The 21,744-nt window shown below is 31.3% G+C and carries 31 protein-coding genes; 21 read left to right on the forward strand and 10 right to left on the reverse strand.

The window, feature by feature from the left end:
* Positions 1–443 precede the first annotated feature (443 nt).
* Together hprK and WKH56_RS06055 are read left to right on the forward strand one after the other, a co-directional pair.
* Positions 444–1,364 (forward strand): HPr(Ser) kinase/phosphatase, encoded by a 921-nt coding sequence (hprK, locus tag WKH56_RS06050; protein ID WP_342834878.1) that lies wholly within the window; start codon positions 444–446, stop codon positions 1,362–1,364.
* 343 nt (positions 1,365–1,707) lie between these two features.
* On the forward strand, positions 1,708–2,049 hold the full coding sequence (locus WKH56_RS06055; protein WP_342834879.1) for a hypothetical protein: 342 nt from the start codon (positions 1,708–1,710) through the stop codon (positions 2,047–2,049).
* Positions 2,050–2,075: 26 nt separating this feature from the next.
* Here the strand turns inward: WKH56_RS06055 and WKH56_RS06060 are convergent, their stop codons facing one another.
* Entirely contained in the window at positions 2,076–2,660 is a 585-nt protein-coding gene (locus tag WKH56_RS06060) for a hypothetical protein (RefSeq protein ID WP_342834880.1), read from the reverse strand.
* A gap of 499 nt (positions 2,661–3,159) precedes the next feature.
* Here WKH56_RS06060 and WKH56_RS06065 point away from each other — a divergent pair, with 499 nt between their 5' ends.
* A complete protein-coding gene (locus tag WKH56_RS06065) occupies positions 3,160–3,432 on the forward strand; it encodes a hypothetical protein (protein ID WP_342834881.1) in 273 nt (90 codons plus the stop codon).
* Positions 3,433–3,447: 15 nt separating this feature from the next.
* Here WKH56_RS06065 and WKH56_RS06070 read toward each other — a convergent pair whose 3' ends face one another.
* Entirely contained in the window at positions 3,448–3,834 is a 387-nt protein-coding gene (locus WKH56_RS06070) for a hypothetical protein (RefSeq protein ID WP_342834882.1), read from the reverse strand.
* A 285-nt stretch (positions 3,835–4,119) separates the two neighbouring features.
* Between WKH56_RS06070 and WKH56_RS06075 the strand changes: the two genes are divergently transcribed.
* Complete coding sequence (locus WKH56_RS06075; RefSeq protein ID WP_316910687.1) at positions 4,120–4,485, forward strand: helix-turn-helix transcriptional regulator; 366 nt, start codon at positions 4,120–4,122, stop codon at positions 4,483–4,485.
* 239 nt (positions 4,486–4,724) lie between these two features.
* Here the strand turns inward: WKH56_RS06075 and WKH56_RS06080 are convergent, their stop codons facing one another.
* Positions 4,725–5,183, reverse strand: coding sequence for a YrvL family regulatory protein (locus WKH56_RS06080; RefSeq protein WP_342834883.1), 459 nt, complete (start codon positions 5,181–5,183; stop codon positions 4,725–4,727).
* Between the two features lie 348 nt (positions 5,184–5,531).
* Between WKH56_RS06080 and WKH56_RS06085 the strand changes: the two genes are divergently transcribed.
* The 4 genes from WKH56_RS06085 to WKH56_RS06100 all read left to right on the forward strand — a co-directional run bounded on the left by WKH56_RS06085 (position 5,532) and on the right by WKH56_RS06100 (position 8,294).
* Entirely contained in the window at positions 5,532–5,816 is a 285-nt protein-coding gene (locus WKH56_RS06085; RefSeq protein WP_316910685.1) for an AbrB/MazE/SpoVT family DNA-binding domain-containing protein, read from the forward strand.
* Positions 5,817–6,070: 254 nt separating this feature from the next.
* Positions 6,071–6,301, forward strand: a complete 231-nt coding sequence (locus WKH56_RS06090) for a hypothetical protein (RefSeq protein WP_342834884.1) — start codon at positions 6,071–6,073, stop codon at positions 6,299–6,301.
* A 199-nt stretch (positions 6,302–6,500) separates the two neighbouring features.
* Complete coding sequence (locus WKH56_RS06095; RefSeq protein WP_342834885.1) at positions 6,501–7,808, forward strand: hypothetical protein; 1,308 nt, start codon at positions 6,501–6,503, stop codon at positions 7,806–7,808.
* Positions 7,809–7,835: 27 nt separating this feature from the next.
* Complete coding sequence (locus tag WKH56_RS06100) at positions 7,836–8,294, forward strand: hypothetical protein (RefSeq protein WP_342834886.1); 459 nt, start codon at positions 7,836–7,838, stop codon at positions 8,292–8,294.
* Positions 8,295–8,434: 140 nt separating this feature from the next.
* Here WKH56_RS06100 and WKH56_RS06105 read toward each other — a convergent pair whose 3' ends face one another.
* The gene (locus tag WKH56_RS06105) at positions 8,435–8,767 is read right to left on the reverse strand and encodes a hypothetical protein (RefSeq protein ID WP_342834887.1); all 333 of its coding nucleotides are present in this window, start codon (positions 8,765–8,767) and stop codon (positions 8,435–8,437) included.
* 160 nt (positions 8,768–8,927) lie between these two features.
* Between WKH56_RS06105 and WKH56_RS06110 the strand changes: the two genes are divergently transcribed.
* From WKH56_RS06110 to WKH56_RS06140, 7 genes are all read left to right on the forward strand, one after another.
* Entirely contained in the window at positions 8,928–9,380 is a 453-nt protein-coding gene (locus tag WKH56_RS06110; RefSeq protein WP_342834888.1) for a hypothetical protein, read from the forward strand.
* A complete protein-coding gene (locus WKH56_RS06115; RefSeq protein ID WP_342834889.1) occupies positions 9,377–9,574 on the forward strand; it encodes a hypothetical protein in 198 nt (65 codons plus the stop codon). Before WKH56_RS06110 ends, WKH56_RS06115 begins: the two co-directional genes overlap by 4 nt.
* A gap of 149 nt (positions 9,575–9,723) precedes the next feature.
* A complete protein-coding gene (locus WKH56_RS06120; protein WP_342834890.1) occupies positions 9,724–9,927 on the forward strand; it encodes a hypothetical protein in 204 nt (67 codons plus the stop codon).
* Between the two features lie 86 nt (positions 9,928–10,013).
* Positions 10,014–10,931, forward strand: coding sequence for a zinc-ribbon domain-containing protein (locus tag WKH56_RS06125; RefSeq protein WP_342834891.1), 918 nt, complete (start codon positions 10,014–10,016; stop codon positions 10,929–10,931).
* Positions 10,932–11,181: 250 nt separating this feature from the next.
* Complete coding sequence (locus WKH56_RS06130) at positions 11,182–11,937, forward strand: hypothetical protein (RefSeq protein ID WP_342834892.1); 756 nt, start codon at positions 11,182–11,184, stop codon at positions 11,935–11,937.
* Positions 11,934–12,302: a cyclic-phosphate processing receiver domain-containing protein gene (locus WKH56_RS06135; protein ID WP_316910677.1), complete on the forward strand. Its 369-nt coding sequence runs from the start codon at positions 11,934–11,936 to the stop codon at positions 12,300–12,302. The genes WKH56_RS06130 and WKH56_RS06135 overlap by 4 nt, the downstream gene beginning before the upstream one ends.
* Before the next feature lie 90 nt (positions 12,303–12,392).
* The gene (locus WKH56_RS06140) at positions 12,393–12,683 is read left to right on the forward strand and encodes a hypothetical protein (RefSeq protein ID WP_342834893.1); all 291 of its coding nucleotides are present in this window, start codon (positions 12,393–12,395) and stop codon (positions 12,681–12,683) included.
* 72 nt (positions 12,684–12,755) lie between these two features.
* On the opposite strand, the gene WKH56_RS06145 is transcribed toward WKH56_RS06140, so the two are convergent.
* The 4 genes from WKH56_RS06145 to WKH56_RS06160 all read right to left on the reverse strand — a co-directional run bounded on the left by WKH56_RS06145 (position 12,756) and on the right by WKH56_RS06160 (position 15,931).
* Positions 12,756–13,244, reverse strand: coding sequence for a hypothetical protein (locus tag WKH56_RS06145; RefSeq protein WP_342834894.1), 489 nt, complete (start codon positions 13,242–13,244; stop codon positions 12,756–12,758).
* Positions 13,245–13,596: 352 nt separating this feature from the next.
* Positions 13,597–13,866 carry a hypothetical protein gene (locus WKH56_RS06150; protein ID WP_342834895.1) on the reverse strand — a complete coding sequence of 90 codons (270 nt, stop codon included), beginning with the start codon at positions 13,864–13,866 and terminating at the stop codon, positions 13,597–13,599.
* Positions 13,867–13,967: 101 nt separating this feature from the next.
* Positions 13,968–14,930 (reverse strand): hypothetical protein, encoded by a 963-nt coding sequence (locus WKH56_RS06155; protein ID WP_342834896.1) that lies wholly within the window; start codon positions 14,928–14,930, stop codon positions 13,968–13,970.
* A 353-nt stretch (positions 14,931–15,283) separates the two neighbouring features.
* Complete coding sequence (locus WKH56_RS06160) at positions 15,284–15,931, reverse strand: thymidine kinase (RefSeq protein WP_342834897.1); 648 nt, start codon at positions 15,929–15,931, stop codon at positions 15,284–15,286.
* 153 nt (positions 15,932–16,084) lie between these two features.
* Here WKH56_RS06160 and WKH56_RS06165 point away from each other — a divergent pair, with 153 nt between their 5' ends.
* The 4 genes from WKH56_RS06165 to WKH56_RS06180 all read left to right on the forward strand — a co-directional run bounded on the left by WKH56_RS06165 (position 16,085) and on the right by WKH56_RS06180 (position 18,141).
* Complete coding sequence (locus WKH56_RS06165; protein ID WP_342834898.1) at positions 16,085–16,366, forward strand: hypothetical protein; 282 nt, start codon at positions 16,085–16,087, stop codon at positions 16,364–16,366.
* Between the two features lie 141 nt (positions 16,367–16,507).
* Positions 16,508–16,885, forward strand: a complete 378-nt coding sequence (locus WKH56_RS06170; RefSeq protein ID WP_342834899.1) for a hypothetical protein — start codon at positions 16,508–16,510, stop codon at positions 16,883–16,885.
* A gap of 110 nt (positions 16,886–16,995) precedes the next feature.
* Positions 16,996–17,259 (forward strand): hypothetical protein, encoded by a 264-nt coding sequence (locus WKH56_RS06175; protein ID WP_342834900.1) that lies wholly within the window; start codon positions 16,996–16,998, stop codon positions 17,257–17,259.
* Positions 17,260–17,373: 114 nt separating this feature from the next.
* The gene (locus tag WKH56_RS06180; protein WP_342834901.1) at positions 17,374–18,141 is read left to right on the forward strand and encodes a hypothetical protein; all 768 of its coding nucleotides are present in this window, start codon (positions 17,374–17,376) and stop codon (positions 18,139–18,141) included.
* A gap of 102 nt (positions 18,142–18,243) precedes the next feature.
* Here WKH56_RS06180 and WKH56_RS06185 read toward each other — a convergent pair whose 3' ends face one another.
* Positions 18,244–18,687, reverse strand: coding sequence for a hypothetical protein (locus tag WKH56_RS06185; protein WP_316910667.1), 444 nt, complete (start codon positions 18,685–18,687; stop codon positions 18,244–18,246).
* Positions 18,688–18,939: 252 nt separating this feature from the next.
* Between WKH56_RS06185 and WKH56_RS06190 the strand changes: the two genes are divergently transcribed.
* Both WKH56_RS06190 and WKH56_RS06195 read left to right on the forward strand, forming a co-directional pair.
* Positions 18,940–19,476: a hypothetical protein gene (locus tag WKH56_RS06190; RefSeq protein WP_342834902.1), complete on the forward strand. Its 537-nt coding sequence runs from the start codon at positions 18,940–18,942 to the stop codon at positions 19,474–19,476.
* Between the two features lie 346 nt (positions 19,477–19,822).
* Positions 19,823–20,296 carry a hypothetical protein gene (locus WKH56_RS06195; protein WP_342834903.1) on the forward strand — a complete coding sequence of 158 codons (474 nt, stop codon included), beginning with the start codon at positions 19,823–19,825 and terminating at the stop codon, positions 20,294–20,296.
* A gap of 66 nt (positions 20,297–20,362) precedes the next feature.
* Here the strand turns inward: WKH56_RS06195 and WKH56_RS06200 are convergent, their stop codons facing one another.
* Positions 20,363–21,724, reverse strand: coding sequence for an NERD domain-containing protein (locus tag WKH56_RS06200; protein WP_342834904.1), 1,362 nt, complete (start codon positions 21,722–21,724; stop codon positions 20,363–20,365).
* Between the last annotated feature and the right edge of the window lie 20 nt (positions 21,725–21,744).

Below are 21,744 nucleotides of genomic sequence, written 5' to 3' on the forward strand. Positions count from 1 at the left end.
TTTTGCTGTTACATAAAAAGAAGACCCTAAAAAGTTACTACATTGCCCGAAATAGTTACTACAATACCCGAAATAGTTACTGTTTATAACCCTAAATAATTACTAAGTTTACCCTAAAAAGTTACTACATTGCCCGAAAAGATTACTTCATTGCCCGAAAAGATTACTTCATTGCCCGAAATAGTTACTGCTTTGCTTTCTGAATCCCTTGGGAGACAAGAGGTTCAAGCTTCCGTAAACAAGATATAAACAAGATATAAACAAGAACAAATAATGATATAAACAAGCTTAAACATATATAAAGAAGATATAAACAAGAACAAATAATGATATAAACAAGCTTAAACATATATAAAGAAGATGCTATTAAAAGTTTAATAATTAATTAATTGATACTTTCTTAATTTTAAATATGATGTTCTCGAATAAGAGGTGATTCGAGAATGAAAGTTATAGACCTGAATAAATTAATAAATACATTTAACTTGGAAGTTATAGCAGGAGAGAAAGGCATAAATAATCAAAACATAACTTCGGAGGAAATATATAGACCTGGTTTGGAATTTACAGGCTTCTACGATTTCTTGCCTAAAGATCGTATACATATTCTTGGTAAGCAAGAGATGACCTATTTGTTATCTTTAAAAGTAAGTGATCAACAAGAGCGATTAAATAAATATTTCAAGTTAAATCCGCCTTGTATAATTATCACTAGAAATTTACCTGTTACAGAATTCTTTGTAAGAGCTGCTAACGAACATAATGTAACTGTCCTTAAAACAAAAGAGATTACAACTAATTTCATTACCGCTCTTTATAGTTTCTTCCAAAAAGAATTAGCTATTGAACAAGCTATTCACGGAGTATGTGTAAATGTCTTTGGAGTAGGTATTATTATTCGTGGAGAAAGTGGTATAGGGAAAAGTGAAGTGGCCTTATCACTCATAGAAAGAGGGCATAGGTTAGTATCAGATGATTTAATAATACTTAGAAAGATTGGTCCAACAGCATTAATAGGTACTCATAACGGAATGAATCACGAATTTTTAAGTTTAAGAGGAATTGGTTTTGTAAATGTGCCCCGCTTATACGGTGCAGGATCTATTCAAAGTGAAACAAAGATAAACTTGGATATTTGTTTATTACCTTGGGAAAAGGGCACATATTACGATGCTGTGGGTTTAGATGAAAAGAGTTCTAACTATTTAGGAGCTAATATACCGTTAATAGAACTCCCGATTCGCCCAGGAAGAGATATCGCTAGCCTAATTGAGGTAGCAGCTAAAAATTGGAGACTTCAACAAAAAGGGTACAATGCTTTAGAGGACTTCTATAATAGGTTTGATGAACAAAAAAGTGAGTAAGTCACTTTTTTTCTATTTCTTTAATGGTATAATATAGAATATTAAGTAACATAAATGCAAATAATGTATAACACTATTTTCTATAAATGTCATTTATAATAAATTAGTGAATAATTAAACAAGTTTATTACAAAATGAAATGCAATTGTTAATGATAAGACATATTCAGTTCATTAAAAAGCTGTATAATAAATTTTGTAATTAGCAAAAATGCTGTTTATTGTAATTAAAATAAGGGTATTTGGATATAGTTAAACATATATAAAAAATGTATGTTTTAAAAATGATAATAAAATTGACAGTGCGTAAATATAAATTGGCTATGATTTGAAGGAGAACGAAAATGATTATTAACTTAGGTTGGAAGAGCTTACAAAAGAAATATATAACCGATAGAGCTGTAAATAAAACCTTTAAAAATAAAGTGCAACGTTTTATGACAAAAGCTTTTTTAGAAACAGTGACGGATTTAAATAATGGTAAAATTCAATTTGTTTTCTTATTTGAAGATAAAAAATATGTGGTCGAACTAGTTAAAAATCATATGTACAAAGATAGAGGTTATATATGCGGAATTAAGCGCTCGACATATATGGAATTCGGACCTAGCTTTCAACCAGAAATACTGCCTTACTTAAAAGAATATAAACAAAGATATATGACACAAGCATATATGTTAGGATAAAAAAGAGGGTTCTTTACCCTCTTTTTTTATTTTAGGTGTGTGCTTATCATTTTAAATATCTTCTCAATTGCTTTTTCGTTACTGCCTTCTGAAAATCCCTTTACGAAATTGTTCCACAGCCTACTTATTAATTCTTCTACCGTATAATAGTTTCCGGTGAGCTCGTCAATTTCTGCAAGAATCATTTCCCCTCTTCTAATGTTCACTTTATCTAATGAGAATCCAACGATATAAGTAGAATGCTCTTTCTTTTTAACTAAATATATTCTATTGTTCATTGGATCGTTAATTTCTAAATTTTCGGTGGGTGTTACATATTTAGTCAATTCATCGCATACTTTTTTCGGATTGTGTTTTTTCATATTTCTGTGTATAAAATCAATAAACAAGGCGCTAACAAACTCTCCTACGCTTACTGGGACTTCGTAGTTTGCTTCTAAAAACTCACACATTAATCTGGTTCTAAGATAAACAGATTGGGGTACCTCTACAGCCATTTCTATTTCAGCTTCTTTGTTAAAAGCAGAGGAGAAAAAGGTAGCTAACCTGTCCACAAAATGTTGAGACTGCATTTCTTTACCTAATAAATTAGCGGCGCTATAAGATTTCATTATAAATCCTCCCAAATAATATTTTTTATACTATATGAGAGATTTTCTACTTGTATGTTTAGAAAAATAGAAAATTGTTCACACTAAAACTACTATTTATAATTTGGGACGGAGTGAACATTATGAAAAGAGAAATTAGTGAAAAGGAAAAGAAGAGAGGGCAAAAGCTATTAAAGAAACTTAAAAAGAAGGCGCCTCTTAAACAGACTAGAGTTATCAAATTAAGCTAAATGCTATTATTTAATGTAAAGTAACCAATAATATAATAAAACGCGTTAGAAACAAAGTAGAAGCCTTATTTAAGGTTTCTACTTTGTTTCTTTGTACAACATTTCTTTGCCGTTTTAATTTAAAGTAGAAGCGAAAAAACGGTGGTTAATAGATTGTAGGAGAAAGTGTTGTTAGGGGAAAGCAACAAAAGAAATAGGGTGTATTAATTTCCCGCTTTCTTTTCAAACCATATATAATATTGTTACTAAATAATTAAGGATGACTATATATGAGGTTTGGGAACCACAGAAAACTACAACGTATTCAAAAAACAGAAGAAGTAATAAAAAAAGTTACTGACGGAATAAAAATGTATTGTTCAAATGATAAATGTAAGAACATAGTAACCTTGGATTTAGAAGCTGCTGCTCGTACAATAATGTGTGGTAAGTGTCATTCTGGTTTCTTTATTAAAAAGAAAAAAATCAAAAAGAAACCTGTAAAAACAATAGCTTGGAAAGATCAGAAAGAAATAATAAGAAGGACTATCAAAGAATGCTGATAGTCCTTCTTTCTTTTATCGCATAGTTAAAGAGCGTTCATCAAATACGTATTGTATTTTTTGGGAAAGAGGTTGCCTTGCCCACTTAGGTATTTCAATGGATCCTCTATTCATATCATCACTCTTAAAAAAAGTTACAGAACCTTTCTTGTACGAGTTTAAAAATAAAAGTAGTAATTCTGCCTCATTAAGAGTAATATCGTACGATTGTTGTTGTCCTTGGTGTTCTAAGTATATTGTAAATCCTTTAATTGCTTTGTTGTCCTCTGGTTGATTAGCGCTGTAATTAATCCTTAAGTTGGTCTTTCGCTTTAGTAAATAGATATAGCTCTTAATCTGATTAATTAACTTATTACCAGCATTAACTTTTCTTGCGTAAGTATTAGCTTTTATCGCAAACATCCCCTTTTTGTAAAAGTATTAAGCCATTAGGCAGTGTGTGAATCACTATATTAAGACTCAGATATAAGAGCTTTATACCTTAAATTTTGTAGAATAGTGTAACTTCCTGAAATACATTCACGAATTAGAGGAATTTGAAAAGTGAAGTTAGAAATGTACAGAACAGTTTCTTTTATAAATAAGTATAAGAAAAAATTCTTGTCCTTAATATTAAGTAATTGTTACAAAATGTTAACTTTAGTAAAAATTAATAAAAATACATTTATGTGAAAGGGGACATTGTTAATGGGAGAACATCAAGGTCGCAGTTTTATGATTAAACAACGTGCAATGTTAAAAGCTTGTTTAATTACAATGATTGAGACTGAAAATTTGTATGGATTAGAATTTAGGGATTTTATTCGTGAACAATATAGAGATGTAGGCTATCGCCCAAACCATTCAGAAATTTATAAGTCCCTGCACGAACTAATGGAAGAAGGAATTGTAGAGCAAAAAAAGAGGAAATGCCAAGGTAAGAAACTACAAGAGGTTGTATACTACAGAATTATTGATAAAAACAAAGCCGATTTATATCAAAAACAGGTAAGAATGGAGCTTGAAAGATGTGATCGTCTTGTTCACAAAACTTTAGCTGCTATCACAAAATGACAAATCAATCTCTTTAATGAGGTTGATTTTTTTAATAGGTGTTATACAAGAAATTCATAAACGAAAAAATAAAATTTAGATTCACCAATAGTGAATTATTAAAATTGTTCTTAGTATATTTGAGTAATTGGAATAGTGATGTTAGAAAGAGCGGATATATCGCTAAAAACCAGTATAAAATGAACTCTAAATAAGTAAAAAAGAACAAATATATGAAAAAACGGCGGTTGTGCAGCCGTTTAATCTTTTTCCTCTTCATTACCTTCGTATTCAACTTCACGTTTCTCTGTACGCTTATTTATTTGTGTCTTTAAATTTCCCATATTGAAAATTGCCATTATTAATGAAAAGATTAAAAGACTCCAAAAAGAGATAGAGACTGTGCTAAAAAGAATATCGGTTAAATGCCAATATGCTAAAGGCAGAAGAAAAGAGAGTAAAAACAAAATAACATTATTTGGTTTTTGAATGTTGTTTTTTTCGGCAATCTTTACAAAAACTATTCCAATGAGGAAGCTTGAAAGATAGACCAAGATATTAAGCACTAAGATAAATAGAAAAGCATCGTGGAAAGAAGCTGTGTAGATGCCTAAGAAATCTACCTTAGAGACGAAAAAGAAAATACCCGCATACAAAGCGGTAAATAACAAGAAAACAAACGCTATGATAACTAAAAATTCTATAATTGCTGGAATCACCCTCTTTCTGACTAAGTTTGAATATTATAAGAGTTTTTAGAATTACTTCAAATATTTAGCGATTTTTTAAAATTTGTTTTGCAATTTTTGTCGAAAGAAAGTAAAATAAAAAAAGCGAAATAAATAAAATGCACGAAAAACATAAAAGGTACAAAACCGAACGGTTTGTTTCTTTTAGAATTTTCAAAAGTGTAAAAAGGTGTTTTTTATTGTAAAGAATTACCGTGGAATTTTTTTAATGAATGCGCAATAATTATATTAATAGTTTTATTATTCTAAATAAGGTAAAAAACACTAAGTATTTCTAAATAGATTATATTAAATGTTAACAACGGAGGAGAAACAACAATGAAAGCAACAGGAATGGTTAGAAAAGTAGATGATTTAGGACGTATCGTAATTCCAAAAGAAATTAGAAGAGTTTTAGAAATCGCAGAAAAAGATCCAGTTGAAATTTTTGTTGATAGTGATCAAATTGTCTTAAAAAAATATAAACCGAATAACGCTTGCGCTATTACTGGTGAAGTTTCACAAGATAACGTTACACTGGCTAACGGTAAAGTAACATTAAGTCAAGAAGGTTTAAAGCAATTACTTGAGGAGCTAGTAAAAAAAGCTCCTGCAGCTAACTAATTTATAACTATTGGCATAAGGGAAGATCGTTAAACTCAATTGTTGAGTCTAGCGGTCTTTTTTTTGTAGTTTTTTTACTTTAATATTGCTAGAAAGAAAACTGCGAGTTATAAATGTGTTTCATTATGCGGTGATACAATTAAAAAATTCCATAGGGTATATAATCTTTTTTCCACATAAGATTATCTCAATAATATATTTAAAGCAACTTAATTAAAGCTTCTGGAAAACAACTTTAAAAGGAGTTACTTGAGATGGAAATTAGCAGAATTAAAAAGCAATGGGATACATATATCAACGAATTTGAGAAGTGTAATTATATGGATGTCGAAAAGCATACGTCAATGGCTTTGAAAGTAGGATTGTTACTACAGGAAATTGAAAAGCTTAACAACAGCTTGTACAAAATTAACTTTCTAAAACATTCGTTTGTTGGAAATCGAACAGAGTTGCATAGGGAGATTTCTAGAATTATTAAAGATTAAATAATTAATTAAACACGGTTTAGAAAAGGAAGATAATATATCTTCCTTTTTTTGTGTGGATTAAGTTGATGTTCTGTTATAAAGGATGATTGCATTGTTGAGCCATTTCTTTTACACGTTCTGAAATATTGTTTTTTCCATAAAACATAAAGAAATTACTCTATAATATGGAAAATATTTATCAAAAGGAGTAGGTTAAATGAATATGGCGTTACCAGGAAATCAATTTGATATTAAAGCAAAACAAATTTTAAAACCTTTTATTAGGAAAGTTAGTAAGTTTGGTTTTAACGTTCCAAGGTACTTTTTAACCGGAACCAAAAGACGAAACAACATAGTAGGTGTAACCAAGGAAAAGCTGGTCATAAAAACGGATACTTCTAAAGAAAAGTTTTCTATTTCTATTCAAAAAATTGAACAAGCTATCTCGTTCATTCTTTATAAAAGAATTGTAAGTAGAAAAGAACTTGAGAAATACTCTAACTATAACTCTGCTTTAATGGGTTTACTAGAGATGATTCTATTTGAAGTAGCAAGAATCCAGAAATCCGTTAAAGGAGTTCTTCAAATAAGATTAATTGGAGTGAGATTTTTCTTTAGTGGTATGGATAGATGCTCAGAAGCTGACTTTCAAACAATTGTTCATAATGGTGGTACTTTTATACTCTGTTCTTATTTCTATCTAAGAGAAAAGGGGAAAAGTCTAGAAGCATTTATGAATAAGTTAAAAGATAATGGTTTAAAAATGATTCTAGATTCTGGCGCTTTCAGTATTCATAACGCTTTAGAAAAGGGGAAAATGTTAATGAACGCTGCAAGATATAATTCTCTTACCGCTAAGCAAAAAGCGGAAATGAACGTAGTTAAAGAGATAACAGTAAGCGATTTTGCAGCTGTTCTTAACAAATATAGTGATATGATCTATGGTTATTTCAATCTAGATGTAATAGGGGATGCAAAAGCATCGGCTCAGAATTTCAATCAGTTGAAGCAACTAACAGGAAAATCACCAATACCGGTTTGGCACTGTGATGTAGCTAATTGGAGAGATAGTGATTTTGAATTACTTAAAGAAATGGTCAGTGAGGATTACGAAATTATTGCTTTAGGAGCAACCGTTCCTCTTGGCAAAAATGCCGGTCCACAGAGACAAAACAAGGTTAAAGAAGAGTTGTTTGAAGAAATCTTCAAGAGACACCCTGAACAATGTTTTCACTGGCTTGGGGGATCTTCTGACTTATTATTAAAGTTTCCTTTCTTCTCAGCTGACTCTTCTGGATGGATACAGGGGAGAAAGACAAATCAAATATACAGTTTTGAAGAGCAATCAACAGAAAAAATGAACAATTGGTCGAAAGAGAGATGCTTGGCATACAATGTGTTTGCTTTGTCATCACTTGAACATATTGGTGAAGGTATACAAGGTTCGTTGCTCTTTAATGAATTTGAACCAAAGAAAAAAAGAGAATTAGATAATTCAGTTCAACAGCTTGAAATTGCTATTTGATACTGGGATGGAAAAGGAGAGCTTGTTTTGAATAATCAAAGTCACTTTAAAGAGTTAATAAAATACTTTATGACATTAGATAATCACTATCTTGGGTGCCAAGATGAACTATTTGATGGAGAATGTCATATGTTTGCTAATAAAACCTATAAACGTAGCGGTAGAGGAAACATTAGGCTTTTAGATAATAATACAATCCTTTGTTTTTATTTACCCTATACAAAGCCTAACGAGAAGGAACCAGATCCTGTAGTAGGAATAAGTAAAATGCCTAAATGGTTTCAAGATATATATAAAAGAATACTGGAAATAAGAATGGAACAAGGTGTTGTAAATACAGTTAAAGAAAGACCTCGAATAACTTCGATACAACAAATTTCAACCAGAAAGAAATCAATATCTATATCTGCAGCTTTTGAAATAGAAAAGCCTAAGAAAAAAGACGAGGAAGTAGAACTACAAATGGACTTGTTTTCATTTGGTTAATAAATATTAAAAGTTGGCAATTTAACACTGCCGACTTTTTCTTTTAATTAAGTATTAAAAATAGCAAAACAACCTAGCTGGATTCGAATTTAATATTGAATCTAGCTAGGTTGTTTTTAGAGTGATGGTATATTGAAGGGTTAAGCTTCAATTCTATTCCATTTGTTAACGGCCACCATTAATTCCTCAGATAATTTACATAAATCGTTCTTATTTAAACTGAATGGGGCTATTGTGAAGAATGAGGGTTTCTTAAGCTTAAACCAGTTGTCTATGCCTTTCCAATGGTACAGAAAATAATGTTCTAAAGTGTATTCTTTTTCTCTATAAGTAAAATGAAAACTAAACCTTTGGATCTTTCCTAATCTTTCTCTGTGAAAGTTAAGTAACTTTAATTCATCTAGAACAGCTTTAATTGATGGACGAGAATTAGAGTAGTTAACTTCGTTATAAACCTCTAATAAATTAGTCATATGAAACACCTCATTTTTTATTTAATCAACTATTTTAAAAAAAGTAGGATAAACCTTAGCGATAAGTTGAAATTAGAAATTTAGAGTATTTTTTCACAAACAAAAAAATGCTTCTACAATGAGACTAGATTAAAGGAACGTATTAAAGGGAGAGAATGATATGAAAAAAATTACAGTTTACAAATCAACTACAGCTGACGGATACACAGCATTTATAAAAGCTAAGGAATTTATACAAAAGCATAATCTAGAGTATGAGTTAAATAAGCTAACGGAAACTGCTGTTCCTAAAAAGAAAATGAAGAAGTTTTTATATTTTTACACTTCTTGTAATTTAACAGAAACTTTAGATGTTACAGAAGAGGAGTGGCGATTATTACTGACGAATAAATGGTACGAAAAAGTGCTAGATATTCCCGAAGAGGATCGTGCTGACTTTGTTCTTGATAATGCTAATGAAGCTTTCAGAAAGCCAATCATCTTTATGGATTATTATGATGAACAGGGTTGTCTTAATGAAGAGTATGAAGGTATAGGTACGGTGGGTTTTAATAACTCTGAATTTGGATTATACATTCCAAAAAGCGAACGTAACTACCAACTGAAAAAATGATTAGCCAACTCAGTCAAATAGATAAACTAAACAAAGAGGTTGATGAAGAAAACAAAAGCAAAGAAGAAATAACAGAAGAGTTTAATGACGAATACTTAGAAGAAATAGATGATAGCCTGTTTGAAAAAGAATTCTACGGGCAGTGGATGGAGAATGGTAAGCAAGAACAAAACCAATTTTCATTAGCAATTTAACAGTATATATTACAAAAGGGACTTTTTAAGTCTCTTTTTTTCTTTTAAAAAAAGATTAACATATTACATTTCTATAGTTTTAACCATTCCCTTTTATGTTTTTTGTGAAATAAAATTCATTAACTAAAAATATAAAAGGGAGCTTAGAAATGACACCAACGAAGGAAGCGGCTTTTTTAAGACGCGTTACAGAGAAAATGAAGGATCAAATTGAGATATTAAGTCCATACTTGGGTTCTGCTAAGCCTATTACATATAGATGCAAACAATGCGATGAAATAAAGACAATTCCTAGAGCAGGAGAGTTGGTTAGGAAAAAGAAAAGTTCTAATGCTTGTAAAAATGTTTTCTAAAGAAACTAAACGCTGGACGCTCAGAAAAGGCTAAAGAAAATATTTTAAATAAGCTAAACGAATTTAAGACTTTAAAGATACTAGGAATGCATAAAAAGGAAGGTAATGATCAACGTTGGGTAGTATCCCTTTGCTGTTTAGAGTGTAGGTATCACTGGGATGTTGTGGGTTCAAATATTACGAGGTACACCAACCGCTGGAAAGGTTGTCCGGATTGTTGGATTAAAAACACGGAGAGAATAAGAAAAAGCAAAGAATTATTAATTAAAGCTAGAATTGACAGGGTTCAAAAAGCTAAAGAGAATTTTATGAACTATATGCAGAGTAGAACAGATGTTAAGATGCTGGGTGAATATGTACATAAGAAAAGCACAACTGAATTTCAGTGTAGAGAATGTAAGCATATCTGGCCTACCACTCCTTTTCATATTCAAAATTCAGAATCGGGATGCCCGCTATGTAGTTGGGGATACACGGAGGCTAAAAGAACATATGTAGAGTCTGTGATGGAAATCCACGGTAATGACATTACAGTAATAGATGAATACATTAATTCCAAGACTAAAATTAGGCATAGTTGTAATAGGTGTAAAAACTCGTTCGAAGCTGCTCCTAACCATATTAGAAAAGGTTCAGGGTGTCCTCATTGCCATATATCTAAAGGTGAAGAAAGAATAAGAAGATTCTTAGAAGCGAATGGTGTATTGTTTATTCGTGAATGGAAAGATCATAATTGCGTGCATTATAAAACGTTACCTATGGACTTTTATTTACCTAAATATAATATAGTTATAGAGTTTCAAGGAGTGCAGCATAAAAAGTTTACTCCTCGATTCCATAAAACTATAAACGATCTTGTTAACCAACAAAAAAGGGACCAATTAAAGCGTACATATTGTAAAAGAAATAAAATTAAGTTAGTGGAAGTTTGGTTTGATGAAATGGAGAAAATAGAAGCAATACTGGAAAACGAATTATCCTTTACTGTACAAAAAACTGGTTAAACCCATTCTTACATACTTTTCTCTAATATAATTCCCTTATGTATATTTAGGCGTTTGCGGATTTTCAAAAAAATACGTAACAACCTAGCAAAAAAGCATAGAATAGAGAGAAAATAACCTAGAGTTACTATTGATGAATGAAATTTAGTCGTTAGGCCTTATCCGGACAAATGGATAAGGCTTTTTCTTTTAAATAAAAGAAGAGAATAGTTTAAAAGTTTTATAAACTGTTTGACCTGGGGGGATTGCGGTGAAATTATTACAAAAATTATTTCAAAGTAAAGAAGATAAGTTATTCAGATACTTATTGGGGAACGAAAACTTGTTAGAGAAGGGGTATAATTCGGTTCATATAAAAGACATTAGAGAGTTTGGAATGTTGCGATGTGATGCCAAATTTGAAGTAGTTAATAGTCGGGTAATTGCTGAAGTTGGCTTTTCGGATTTTGATTTAGCTGCTGGTAACATTGAACAGTATACAAAGCTATCTGTAGTAAAAGAAGGGGATGCTATATCCCTTGAGTCTAGCGGCAAAAAAGTGCGAGTGAATAAAGAATTGTTAATGAAGTTAATGAACAAATATGAATGTATTCTAAATAACTATCAGCAAGGTCAAGAAACGCGATACCAGCACTTTATTGAGAAACTTATAAATGGGGATTACAATCACAAGGAACATATTATTGGAACACAAGGAATAGAGGAAGGTAAAGAACTAATTCTTTCTACGGACACAAATATAGACTTAGTTTTTTCAAGGTTATCTCAAGGTATGGTTATACGAGTAAAGGATTCCGAACAATTGTATTTAAGAAACTTGGAATATAGCCTTGAACAAGAAGCGTTTGTAAATGCAAAGGTTAGAAAGTTGGCTATTTCCGCTGATGAAAAAGAAAAACTCATTTCTTTTATTAAACAATTTATTGATTCAAGGGAAGTAAAAAGGCTTTTTACAGAAGAAGAACTGCTACTTCTAAAGATTAATGACTGGGGAAGTTTGAAATGAGTAAGAAAAAAAGTATTAATTTGTATTTAGACGATAAGAGAGCGTGTCCAGATGGCTTTGTAATAGCAAGAACAATAGAAGAAGCCATTTACTATTTAGAGAATTATTATGTACATATCCTTTCACTAGATCACGACTTAGGGGAAGATAGTAAAGGGAACTTGTTGAAAACAGGTTATGATTTGGTAAAGTATATTTGTTTAAATCGTTTAAGAGCTGATAAGATACATATACATACTAGTAATCCAGTAGGAAGAGAATATATGTACGGAACACTTGTGAATGCGCAGAAGAAGGGATTTATTGACTCCGATATAAAAATACGTCACTACTCAATAACTATAGATAAATATGTAGATGAATGAAGGGGATGGTTTATATGCTTTACAAACCTGATTTATAAGTAGGTGGCTCAGGGCGACAGCCTAATTTTAAACCGCCTACGGGTGAAAGGTTTGAATATTGATTCTAAAGAATTGTTACTTTGGGAAATTGAACAGGATAGAAAGATTGCAACGAAGTTTTTTGAAAAAAAGAGAAAAACAAAGCTTCCATATGAAAAGAAAATGTATGAGAAAAAGCGCAAGCAATTAAGAAATAGTTACTTCTTTAGGAAAGAAGATGTGTGGGTTAAGAAAGTATTTCAAAAAAAGTTCCGCCGTAAGTGGAAGGAAGAAAGAAATAGAGGTAATTGGCACAGACCTGTAAACAGAGAGTATCATACTTATGGTTGGATAACGTGGTGATAAACCTCCACTGTATAATTCGTGACTAAAAAAGGGAGTCTACACATTGAATGTGTGGGCTCCCTTTCAATTCTAATGTTTTAATTGCGTGTAGACCTCAATAAATTGTTTTAAGCGTTCTTCGCTGTTTAACAGTTCGAGCCTTCTTGTGTGACCCCATTTATCTACTTGCATTGGCTCGCCTTGCCATAGAATCTGTATATTTCTTCTATGCCTAGAATGCGTACTGTCAGGAGCATCAATATAATAAGCACCGCTGGTAACTTTAGCAACAGCGTATGTATTAAATTTAGTTGTTTGACCAGTTCCTATAACAACAATATCACCCTCGGAAACATCATTGTAGAATTGATCAAAGAAACCTTTTACTGCTCCCCATTGTCTAGGTTCTTTAGAGTTTTCTTTAAGGTTGGCGAATAAGGTTTTCTTTTCTTCTTCGGTTAATTTACCGTAATCTTGGTCGATTTTATGCTCATCTAAAGCAACATAAGGAATTTCCGCTTCTGTAAATCGTTTTGCCCACTCTTTAAATGTTTTTACTAACCATACGTTTTCTACCATAGATATTCCCCCTTAGTAATCCGCTAACAATATAATAATAATTATAAATATTGAGTCATTTCTAATTATAGAATACAATTTTTTGGTAAATAAGTAAATTAAATAATGCGGCGATTGTACCTTAAAAACGTCATTTTTTGTAATTTTGTGCATAATAATAATTTGCTTGTACAGAATATATGATCGAAAGAGTCATTTCTTGATATTTCATTCGGCTGGTTGTAGGACAAAAAAATGAGATATGTCGAAGTGGTTCTTTACAAAATACATCGCTCTTATAGATTTATCGGTTGCTAAAAAAAGGGACTCACCTTAGCAGCCGATAAAAAAACTAAGATAAACCTATCTTAGTTTATAAATAATCTCCCAGGAACGCGAAAACGGGTGTGTATTCACCAACCCAAGCACCTAAAACATTATAATGGAAGTACTCAAGTGCATCTTCTTCGCTCATATCATCGTTAGTCATAAGAACATCAATACACTTTCTAGCATCGTATAATGCAACCATCATCCCGGCTCTTAGTACATAACCAATTAATGCTTCATCAAAGCCGTCTGCAAAAAGTGCATCTGGTATTATTTCTGCGACATCTTCTCTTGTAATTCTCACCGCTACCACCTCCAAATTTTAAAAATTATAAGTTAAAGAAGGGCGCTTGTTTAAAAAAAACAAAATAAAAAAGGTTAGTGAGATAATATCCACTAACCTTTCGTTGTTTATTAAATTAGAATAATCACTGGTTCACTAGCATCATCTTTTGTGTTTAACTCATCGAGGCGATCTAAACGATCTAAGTTATCTAGATGTCCTATGTTAACCTTTGTATTGTCAGAGATATCTTCTGAATTACCCTTTAAATTACCTTCTGAATTATCTTTTTCAGGGTTTAAAGAATCGTTATTATTAGTATCATTTGTAATTGTATTATTGACCGGAACTGTTTCCGCAGAAGAAGCAGTTTCTTCTAAAATTTCTTTATGCATTTCTTCTACCGTAGTAGATTGGAAAGTATAAGAATCATCTATCTCTGTTATAACTTCAACATAGGAAGTATTTTTATTAGCTTTGGTTGTTGTTAGATGCTCAACTTCATCGACTGAGTTATCAACTTCAGATACTGCATAAATGTTATTTAGATCATTACTAGCTACTATTTCAGAAGATTCTACTGCTACAGAAGGTGCATTTCCTTCGTGTATCTGTTCTTCCTGTGTTTCTTCGGTCGTTTTTAATTCAAGATTGTCGAAGTTTTCTACTTCAGATGTGTTTTCTTCAACATTAGAAAAAATACTGCTATCCTCAGTTGGATCTTCAGTACCAACCGGTTCTGTTGCTGTAAAAGAAGTATTTTCTTCTGCAGTTTCTTCTCCGGCTGTTAATTGAAATTCATCAGAAGCAGCTACTTCCAACATACTACCATCAAAAGCTGTAATACTATGGTTAGAAGTTTTCTCGTTTGTATAGTCGAATGAATATTGTTGATCATTTAAATTGAGTTCCGCTTCATACTTTTTGTATAGAATCTCTTGGCACTTTGTGCAAGTAACTTCTGAAGGGTCACCCCAAGTTATTTTCTCTTGAATACCAAACTTCTTTTTACATAAACTTTTTAAGCCTTTATCTAAATTAAATGAATGGATTGTTCCGCAACTATATCGAACTAATCCTATATAACCTTGCATATTATCAAACTCCTTAGTTGCTTTATTGGATAACAGACTACCAGCGCTTTATTAACTCTGTATTAACTAATGTTGTATATGCTGTGCAGTTTATACTTATTCCGTTCAAATGTTTTTTAATGTTTGATTTGTAAGATTGTTTTAGTAAATGTTGTTATTATCTTTATCGCTTTGTTCTCACCTAGATTTTACAATTATTTTCTTGTTATGCATAGCCTAATGCAATAAAAAAATTTAGATGTACTAGAAAAAGCTTCCTACTTCACCTTATGAACATAATAGAACCCTATTGAAAATGTTCATCAACAGGGTTCTTTTTAAGCGGTAACCCGCTTTAAATAAGCATATTAAATTTAGGCTTTGTGCGGTGGAACATAACAGTTACGACATCTAGCTTGATAAGATTCTTTGTCTCCTATTGACACAATAGGTCCTGTTTTAGCTGGTTTTCCATTAACCATTCTTTGTGTATGCGTAGCTTTTGGATTTCCACACACATTACAGAAGGAAAATAACTTTATAATCTCATCAGACATTGCCATAAGCCCACCTATAAAACCAAACTCCTTTCCTCTATAGTCCATATTTAAGCCAGCTGCAATGACTTCTTTCCCACGATATATTAATTCATTAATAAGCTTCATAATATTCTTTTTAAAGAATTGAACCTCATCAAATCCAATTACATCATACGAATTACATTCTTCTAAAATTTGTTCTACCACTTCATCTGATAATTCTGTAGGTAAGTTAGTTGCAGGGAAGCTATATTTTTGTTGATTTAATCTACTTACAATTCTATCTTCGGCAAAGCGATTATCATTAACAGGCTTATAGGCTTTAACTCTTTTCTGTCCATATTTTTCGTATTTGTCGAGTCTTCTAATAAGTTCTCCTGATTTCTCGGCAAACATAGGGCCAGATATAACAGTTAATGAACCACTTGTATTTAAAATTGGGTAAGTTGTGGAATCTTCATTGAGATGTTTAATTGTGTTCATAAGGTGATATCTCCTTCTTTTCTAAATAACCCATAAATTATATTTGATAAAAGATAAAAAAACGAAAAAAGTCAGATTTAAATTAAATTAGTAAAATCTCCTACAAAATGTAAAATAGTTTACACTATATAAAATGACTAAGGAGTGGTACAAATGCTAGACAATAAAGTACTAGAAAATGCTAACGGTGACAAGTATACATTATCGATGCAAAAAAAAGAAATCTTTAAAGATAAGAAGGCGAATGCTAACTTTTGGGACACAGTTGAGGAGTTTGGAGAACAATTCTATATACAGGTGGCTAAAGAACTAGGCATCAACATTATAGAGATAGGGGATTTAGAGAGGGCTAAACTTCTATCAAGTATGGCTGTGTTTCTTGTAGAGAAAAATCACAATGAGGCAAATGCTCCAATTATAGACGAAGACTTGTAATTTTAGTAGATAGAAAAAACAGCTTAACCTTAAAAAAGCTGTTTTTCTTTTACAAGATTCAATAGCAAGATTTAGTACAAAGATGTTAAAATCAAACATAGAAATAAAAAACATATCAAATATAGTGGCGGTGACAGATAAGTGGAGTTGTTAACTTACTTAGAGAATGAGGAAGATGGAAAAGATTTAGTAGCACTTTATAAAAAGATGGATGCTTATGATAGTGAAGAAAAATCAATGCAAAAGAGACTAGAGAGTTTAAAAATTGAGAAAGAAGTGTTTCAATCTAAGGAACAAACAATGCCATCTCTACTATTAAAAATCGGTGAACTGGGCATTAATTATCCTATGAGTGCTAATACTTATAAAAAAGAATTGCTAAAACAAGCCATACTAAATAAATATATTGAACTAATTGAAGTACATCAAGAAAGTTTAACAACTACAAAGAACTGGTTTAAGGATCAACAAAAGAATCCGCTTTTTGTAAAATTAATGGATAGTGTTAACAAGTTTTAATTTATATATAAGGAATTAGAAAAGGAGACGTTTTATGGGGAATCAGAATGTTATTTCTCTATTCATAAACACACTCAAAAACTAAAGGTGATTTTAAGCTATCGCTTTTAATGTTTGTAACTATAGCTGTGTATGCTATTTTAGCTGTAGCTTCAAACGTTATAGAAGCTAAGATCCCAGAACTAACTTATTATGCTCAAATGATGACAGCTATATATAATGTTTGGATGTTAGTAATGCTTTTTTGGGCGATTAAGGTAATTGCAAAGTACGGTTGGGCAAAAACATCTTCAATACCTAAAATAGTACTGTTGTGTACAGTTGTTTTTAACGGTATATATACAGCTAAATTATTCTATAATTTATTTACATAAGTATGAAGCGGAATCTATTAAGGTTCTGCTTTTTTTGTTTATAAAAAAACACTTATTTTTCCACATTTCCTAAATTCGAGGCTATTATAGTAAAAAATTTACGAGGTGTACAAAATGGAAAAAGCATTTGAATTAAATAATGAAGAAGTAACAAACACGGAAATAGATACGGTATCAATAGATATGTTTGCGGGAACAGGATTTTTTGATGATGATAAAAAGGAAGAAGGAAATTCTAAATCTAAAGAGATTACTCAAAATAACAAAAAGGGTAGTAGCAAACCAAAAGATAAAAAAATCGAGCCTGATAACAAGAAAGTGATTGAGCAGAAGGATGTTGAATTAGAAGTAACTGAAGAGAAAGCGGAAGAATTATCTGAAAAGCAAAAAGCGGAAGCGGCAGTGAAAGAGCAAAGAAAAATACTATGTTCAATGATTGCTGAGGAATTAGAGAATTGGCCGAATGTACATTTTGAACAACTGGATGTACACTTTGAAGACCGGGATGTACCCACTAATGGAACTATAACCGCCCTTGTTGGTGTAGAAGAGAAATATATAACAATGGGAGGGAAATATAACGGTGCATCGTTATATTTAAAATTAGTTGCAGCTAAATTTACAGAACTTACTCTAAAGGATGTGAAAGATAATTTCCTTAAGAAAGTTGATAGAGCAGTTTCGTTAGATTTTGATAGATGGGAAAGAACAAAAGATAAATTTGAAGAAGTTAGAGAAACAAATCAATTTAAAAAAGAAGATGATTGCTCTATATATAAATTTATTTATGGAGAACTAAATAAGGAAGACATTAAGATGGCACAAAAAAGATTTGCTGATAAAAAGCAACGATTAATTAATGATCAGAAAAAAGCTGGTTAATCTATTTAAGTTTATAAAGGCAAAAAAGCCTGTTATTATAACAAGGCTTTTTTTTAAAACTATTAGAAAAAGACTTCAATAATCTGAAGTCTTCTTTGAGATTTATTGCACTTTAGCGTTAGTACGAAAAGTGTTAAAAACAGCAAAAGCTAGAACAATGAAAAGGCTCAAAGAACCTATTAAAAGGGCAAGTCTACCAGCGTAATAAGCTGAATCGAAAAATGAAAATTCTCCTGGTTTACCGTCCATAAATAACCCACAGAAGTCTAAACCAGCTAGAAATAGCATAAAGCCTAAACTAGCGAAAAATCCTGTAAATCCCTTAACGGTTGCTCTGAATAAAGCAATAGTACACAATATAGGAAAAATGAAAAACAGGGCCATTACATCGTCTGTTTTTGAATTCTCGCTAAATAATAGTGTTACTAAGGGTGCCCATCCAACTAAAAGTGTAAGCAATGCTGTACTTACAACTGAGAATATAAAACGATTTTTATTGCTCATTTTTCTTGTTGGGACTGTTCCTTTTTTGTTAATTTGGTTCATAAATTTCTCTCCTTTTTCTGTTTTCATAAATTATAAGTACAAAAGAGAATAATATGGAAAAAAGCCGAAAAAATTGGTATAGTTATAAATAATAATGTCGTTAAAAAGTTCTGTACTAGTGTATTTTTGTTAAAGTGTTGTAAATAGTAAGTAGAAAGTTCTTTAATCATTAATTAGGCTAGAATTAATGAGGGACAAATTAAATAATAGTTAATAAGCTACTTTATAAAACTTCTAATAATACATACTTAAATGAACTCAACGCCTTTAATTAAATTCAAAAAATATGTGGGGAAGGTATGTGATCCTATGGAAGACGCTAAAAGAATTGAATCCACTTTAATGGGTAGTGTTAAAAAAATAGAGGGGAAAATAAGGTTTTTGCTTATAACCTTTTGTTCCTTTTATTCATTATTTTTCACAAAACAATTCCTTGCAGAACGGTCTTGGGAATTTTTAAAAAGCAACAATATTTTTGTAATACTTGGATTAATACTAGTCTCCTTTGTGCTTGCAAAGTATTTCCTTGCAGAAATTGAAGAAGCTTTAGGAAAAGAATTAAGGCAGAAATCCGAAACAAAAGTAGATAAACTTCAAAAAGAGTTTATTTATTTTGTTGGTATCGTATTTCTTTTCTTTTTCACTCAAGTAGGAATAACAGCATTCTTTTTTTCTGATTTTGAAAATTTAATGTTATTTAATACTATTAAATTGTATCCGGTTTTATTCACGATCAACTCTATTATTATTTATGTAATTTATCGACTTACAATATTAAAGCTTAACTAATCGATGTTTGAGAAGGCTACTCTCTTAAAAATAGGTTACTTCAAGTGACCTATTTTTTTCTTATAACAAAATACGAACATTTGTTCTTTTTTTATTATAACAGAGATGAGGAGGCTTGGAAAGCCATTTTTTGGTCAATTTAAAACATTTTTCTTAAGTGCTTTTTGTTAATCCGTACTATTACTAACTATCTACATCTTAATTAAGCTTAGCCTTACTAAATTCTCCCTTAAAGTTCTATATAGAAATAAGGGGTAGGGGCTGAAAAATATGGAAAAACCCTAAAGATAGCGGTATAGTGTATATTAATGCTATTAATATAGAGAACTAGAAAGGTAAATGAACTATGGAAGAAATAAAAAAGAATGAATCAATTTTAATCAAAAAAATAAAGAAAGCAGAATCCAAAATAAGATTTTTATTAATTGTTTTTTGCTCATTTTCTGCGTTGTTCTCTTTAAAACAATATGTTGCGGATAACTTATGGGAACCATTACATCATAACAATGTTTTTATAACATCCTTTATGGTAATCTTTTCAGTCGCTATTGCTTATTATTTAAAAAGTGAAGTTACTGAAGCGTTGGGAGAAGATTGGACATCTGATGCTGAAACCCAAATAGAAAAATTGCAAAATGAGTTTCTCTGTCTAATTGGTTTTGGTGCTATTTTCTTTTCTACTCAATTAGGTTTAATGATTATGTTTTTCTCGGATTTTCAATATCAAACATTCCTTACTGTCAAATTGTATCCTATGTTATTTATAGTTAATTCCTTAATTGTTTATATACTTTATCGACTAACAATTTTAAAATGGTGATAAAATAACAGTTTGAGAACCCTTTTATACAACAAAAAAGCACTTAATATATTAAGTGCTTTTTTGTTATTCTACGCTATTTATAATTAACTCTTCCTTACCTTTGTACGCGTTAAATTCGCCTTTAAATTTATATGTTTCTCCCTGACTGATAAAGGGCACATCTGTTCCTTTAAAAATAACGCCATCCATTTGTGACTGACTGTCGCCTAAAATTAAAAACTTGGTACCGCTGCCTTGATCATACGTAAACTGCTGTACTGTAACCTCCAACTCTACGTAGTCACCTAGTCTGGCATTAGTTGTTAAGTCTGTGACATTAGTATAAGTGGAATTGCTAACGGTTGGTTCGGTAGTGCTGTCCTGCTCATTTGTATTACTATTGACCGGCTGCTCGTTCACTGTATTTGGTGTTTTTTGTGTGTTTTGGTTGTCTGAAACTTCCTTAGCTTTTTTTGTTGTCTGAACTTCTTCATTTGGTTTGGTAGTATCGCTTTTTACTGATGGGAGGAAGAGCCAAGCAGCTCCTATACCCAAAATTGCTACTAGAACTATAGCAGGGACAAAACTTGCTTTGTTTTTCTTCTGTTTACCTCGTCTTTGTCTACTACCTAATGTCTGCTCTGCCGTTGGTTTTTCTTGATTAGTAGTAACAGGTGAAGGAGATATAGGTTCCTTAACTTGCTCCACGTTATCGCTTTTAATTGATGCAAACTGATTTTTTAATTCTGCTAGTTCTTCATCAAACTTATTCAATTTATTACTTACTTCTTTTGGGTTGTCATTTGTTATCTCATCGGAAATTGTTACACTCTCAACAATCTGTTGAATGGTAGCGGGCGATAACATTACTCTTCTGTCGTAAATGGGATATTTAGTAGCTTTTTCCAGCAAGTAGTCTAAGTTATTATTAAGCTGATCTGCAAATAGATGATGTTTAAAAAAGCTATCTCTGTTCATTGAATTCCAATTGCTTATCTTTTGCTGTATATCCGATCTATTAAAGCCTATATGGATAACACTGAAACCAACTAACTTATAGAAATCTCCAAGAGTACTAATTTTTAAGGACTTTAAATAACCATTAAACTCGTCAATATGCTTTTTAACTTGGTTTAAAGGGTTACGCGTCTGGTCAATACTCGCTATTTTCATTGCTCCATTTGAATAGACGTTACTTATATTGTTAATACTCCAGTTCTTTACTTCTAAAAGTCTAAAACCATAGCGGGGTGAAATGATTAAAAAATCAGGATCGTATTTTCCAATCGACGGGTGTGCTATCACATATGTATCATCTGGTAAATATTTAGCAAGTAAATCTCCTACTTTTAATTCTCCTTCTAAGCCTTTAATGTCACTTTGAGATAAAACCATTGAGGAATGAAGGGCGCTTTCTAACTGGTCTCTCCCTAAAAACTGGGCCATATCTTTCTCTCCTATACCTT

Source organism: Priestia sp. SB1 (genome assembly GCF_038898415.1).

Bases quoted from the DNA above. Each gene is read 5' to 3' on its own strand.
- WKH56_RS06120 (WP_342834890.1), top strand. From the start codon at position 9,724: ATGACACCAACGAAGGAAGCGGCTTTTTTAAGACGCGTTACAGAGAAA.
- WKH56_RS06110 (WP_342834888.1), top strand. From the start codon at position 8,928: ATGAAAAAAATTACAGTTTACAAATCAACTACAGCTGACGGATACACA.
- WKH56_RS06155 (WP_342834896.1), bottom strand. From the start codon at position 14,930: ATGCAAGGTTATATAGGATTAGTTCGATATAGTTGCGGAACAATCCAT.
- WKH56_RS06070 (WP_342834882.1), bottom strand. From the start codon at position 3,834: ATGTTTGCGATAAAAGCTAATACTTACGCAAGAAAAGTTAATGCTGGT.
- WKH56_RS06180 (WP_342834901.1), top strand. From the start codon at position 17,374: ATGGAAAAAGCATTTGAATTAAATAATGAAGAAGTAACAAACACGGAA.
- WKH56_RS06200 (WP_342834904.1), bottom strand. From the start codon at position 21,724: ATGGCCCAGTTTTTAGGGAGAGACCAGTTAGAAAGCGCCCTTCATTCC.
- WKH56_RS06060 (WP_342834880.1), bottom strand. From the start codon at position 2,660: ATGAAATCTTATAGCGCCGCTAATTTATTAGGTAAAGAAATGCAGTCT.
- WKH56_RS06115 (WP_342834889.1), top strand. From the start codon at position 9,377: ATGATTAGCCAACTCAGTCAAATAGATAAACTAAACAAAGAGGTTGAT.
- hprK (WP_342834878.1), top strand. From the start codon at position 444: ATGAAAGTTATAGACCTGAATAAATTAATAAATACATTTAACTTGGAA.
- WKH56_RS06075 (WP_316910687.1), top strand. From the start codon at position 4,120: ATGGGAGAACATCAAGGTCGCAGTTTTATGATTAAACAACGTGCAATG.
- WKH56_RS06105 (WP_342834887.1), bottom strand. From the start codon at position 8,767: ATGACTAATTTATTAGAGGTTTATAACGAAGTTAACTACTCTAATTCT.
- WKH56_RS06125 (WP_342834891.1), top strand. From the start codon at position 10,014: ATGCATAAAAAGGAAGGTAATGATCAACGTTGGGTAGTATCCCTTTGC.
- WKH56_RS06195 (WP_342834903.1), top strand. From the start codon at position 19,823: ATGGAAGAAATAAAAAAGAATGAATCAATTTTAATCAAAAAAATAAAG.
- WKH56_RS06165 (WP_342834898.1), top strand. From the start codon at position 16,085: ATGCTAGACAATAAAGTACTAGAAAATGCTAACGGTGACAAGTATACA.
- WKH56_RS06190 (WP_342834902.1), top strand. From the start codon at position 18,940: ATGAACTCAACGCCTTTAATTAAATTCAAAAAATATGTGGGGAAGGTA.
- WKH56_RS06145 (WP_342834894.1), bottom strand. From the start codon at position 13,244: ATGGTAGAAAACGTATGGTTAGTAAAAACATTTAAAGAGTGGGCAAAA.
- WKH56_RS06135 (WP_316910677.1), top strand. From the start codon at position 11,934: ATGAGTAAGAAAAAAAGTATTAATTTGTATTTAGACGATAAGAGAGCG.
- WKH56_RS06055 (WP_342834879.1), top strand. From the start codon at position 1,708: ATGATTATTAACTTAGGTTGGAAGAGCTTACAAAAGAAATATATAACC.
- WKH56_RS06160 (WP_342834897.1), bottom strand. From the start codon at position 15,931: ATGAACACAATTAAACATCTCAATGAAGATTCCACAACTTACCCAATT.
- WKH56_RS06185 (WP_316910667.1), bottom strand. From the start codon at position 18,687: ATGAACCAAATTAACAAAAAAGGAACAGTCCCAACAAGAAAAATGAGC.
- WKH56_RS06065 (WP_342834881.1), top strand. From the start codon at position 3,160: ATGAGGTTTGGGAACCACAGAAAACTACAACGTATTCAAAAAACAGAA.
- WKH56_RS06085 (WP_316910685.1), top strand. From the start codon at position 5,532: ATGAAAGCAACAGGAATGGTTAGAAAAGTAGATGATTTAGGACGTATC.
- WKH56_RS06090 (WP_342834884.1), top strand. From the start codon at position 6,071: ATGGAAATTAGCAGAATTAAAAAGCAATGGGATACATATATCAACGAA.
- WKH56_RS06175 (WP_342834900.1), top strand. From the start codon at position 16,996: ATGTTTGTAACTATAGCTGTGTATGCTATTTTAGCTGTAGCTTCAAAC.
- WKH56_RS06095 (WP_342834885.1), top strand. From the start codon at position 6,501: ATGAATATGGCGTTACCAGGAAATCAATTTGATATTAAAGCAAAACAA.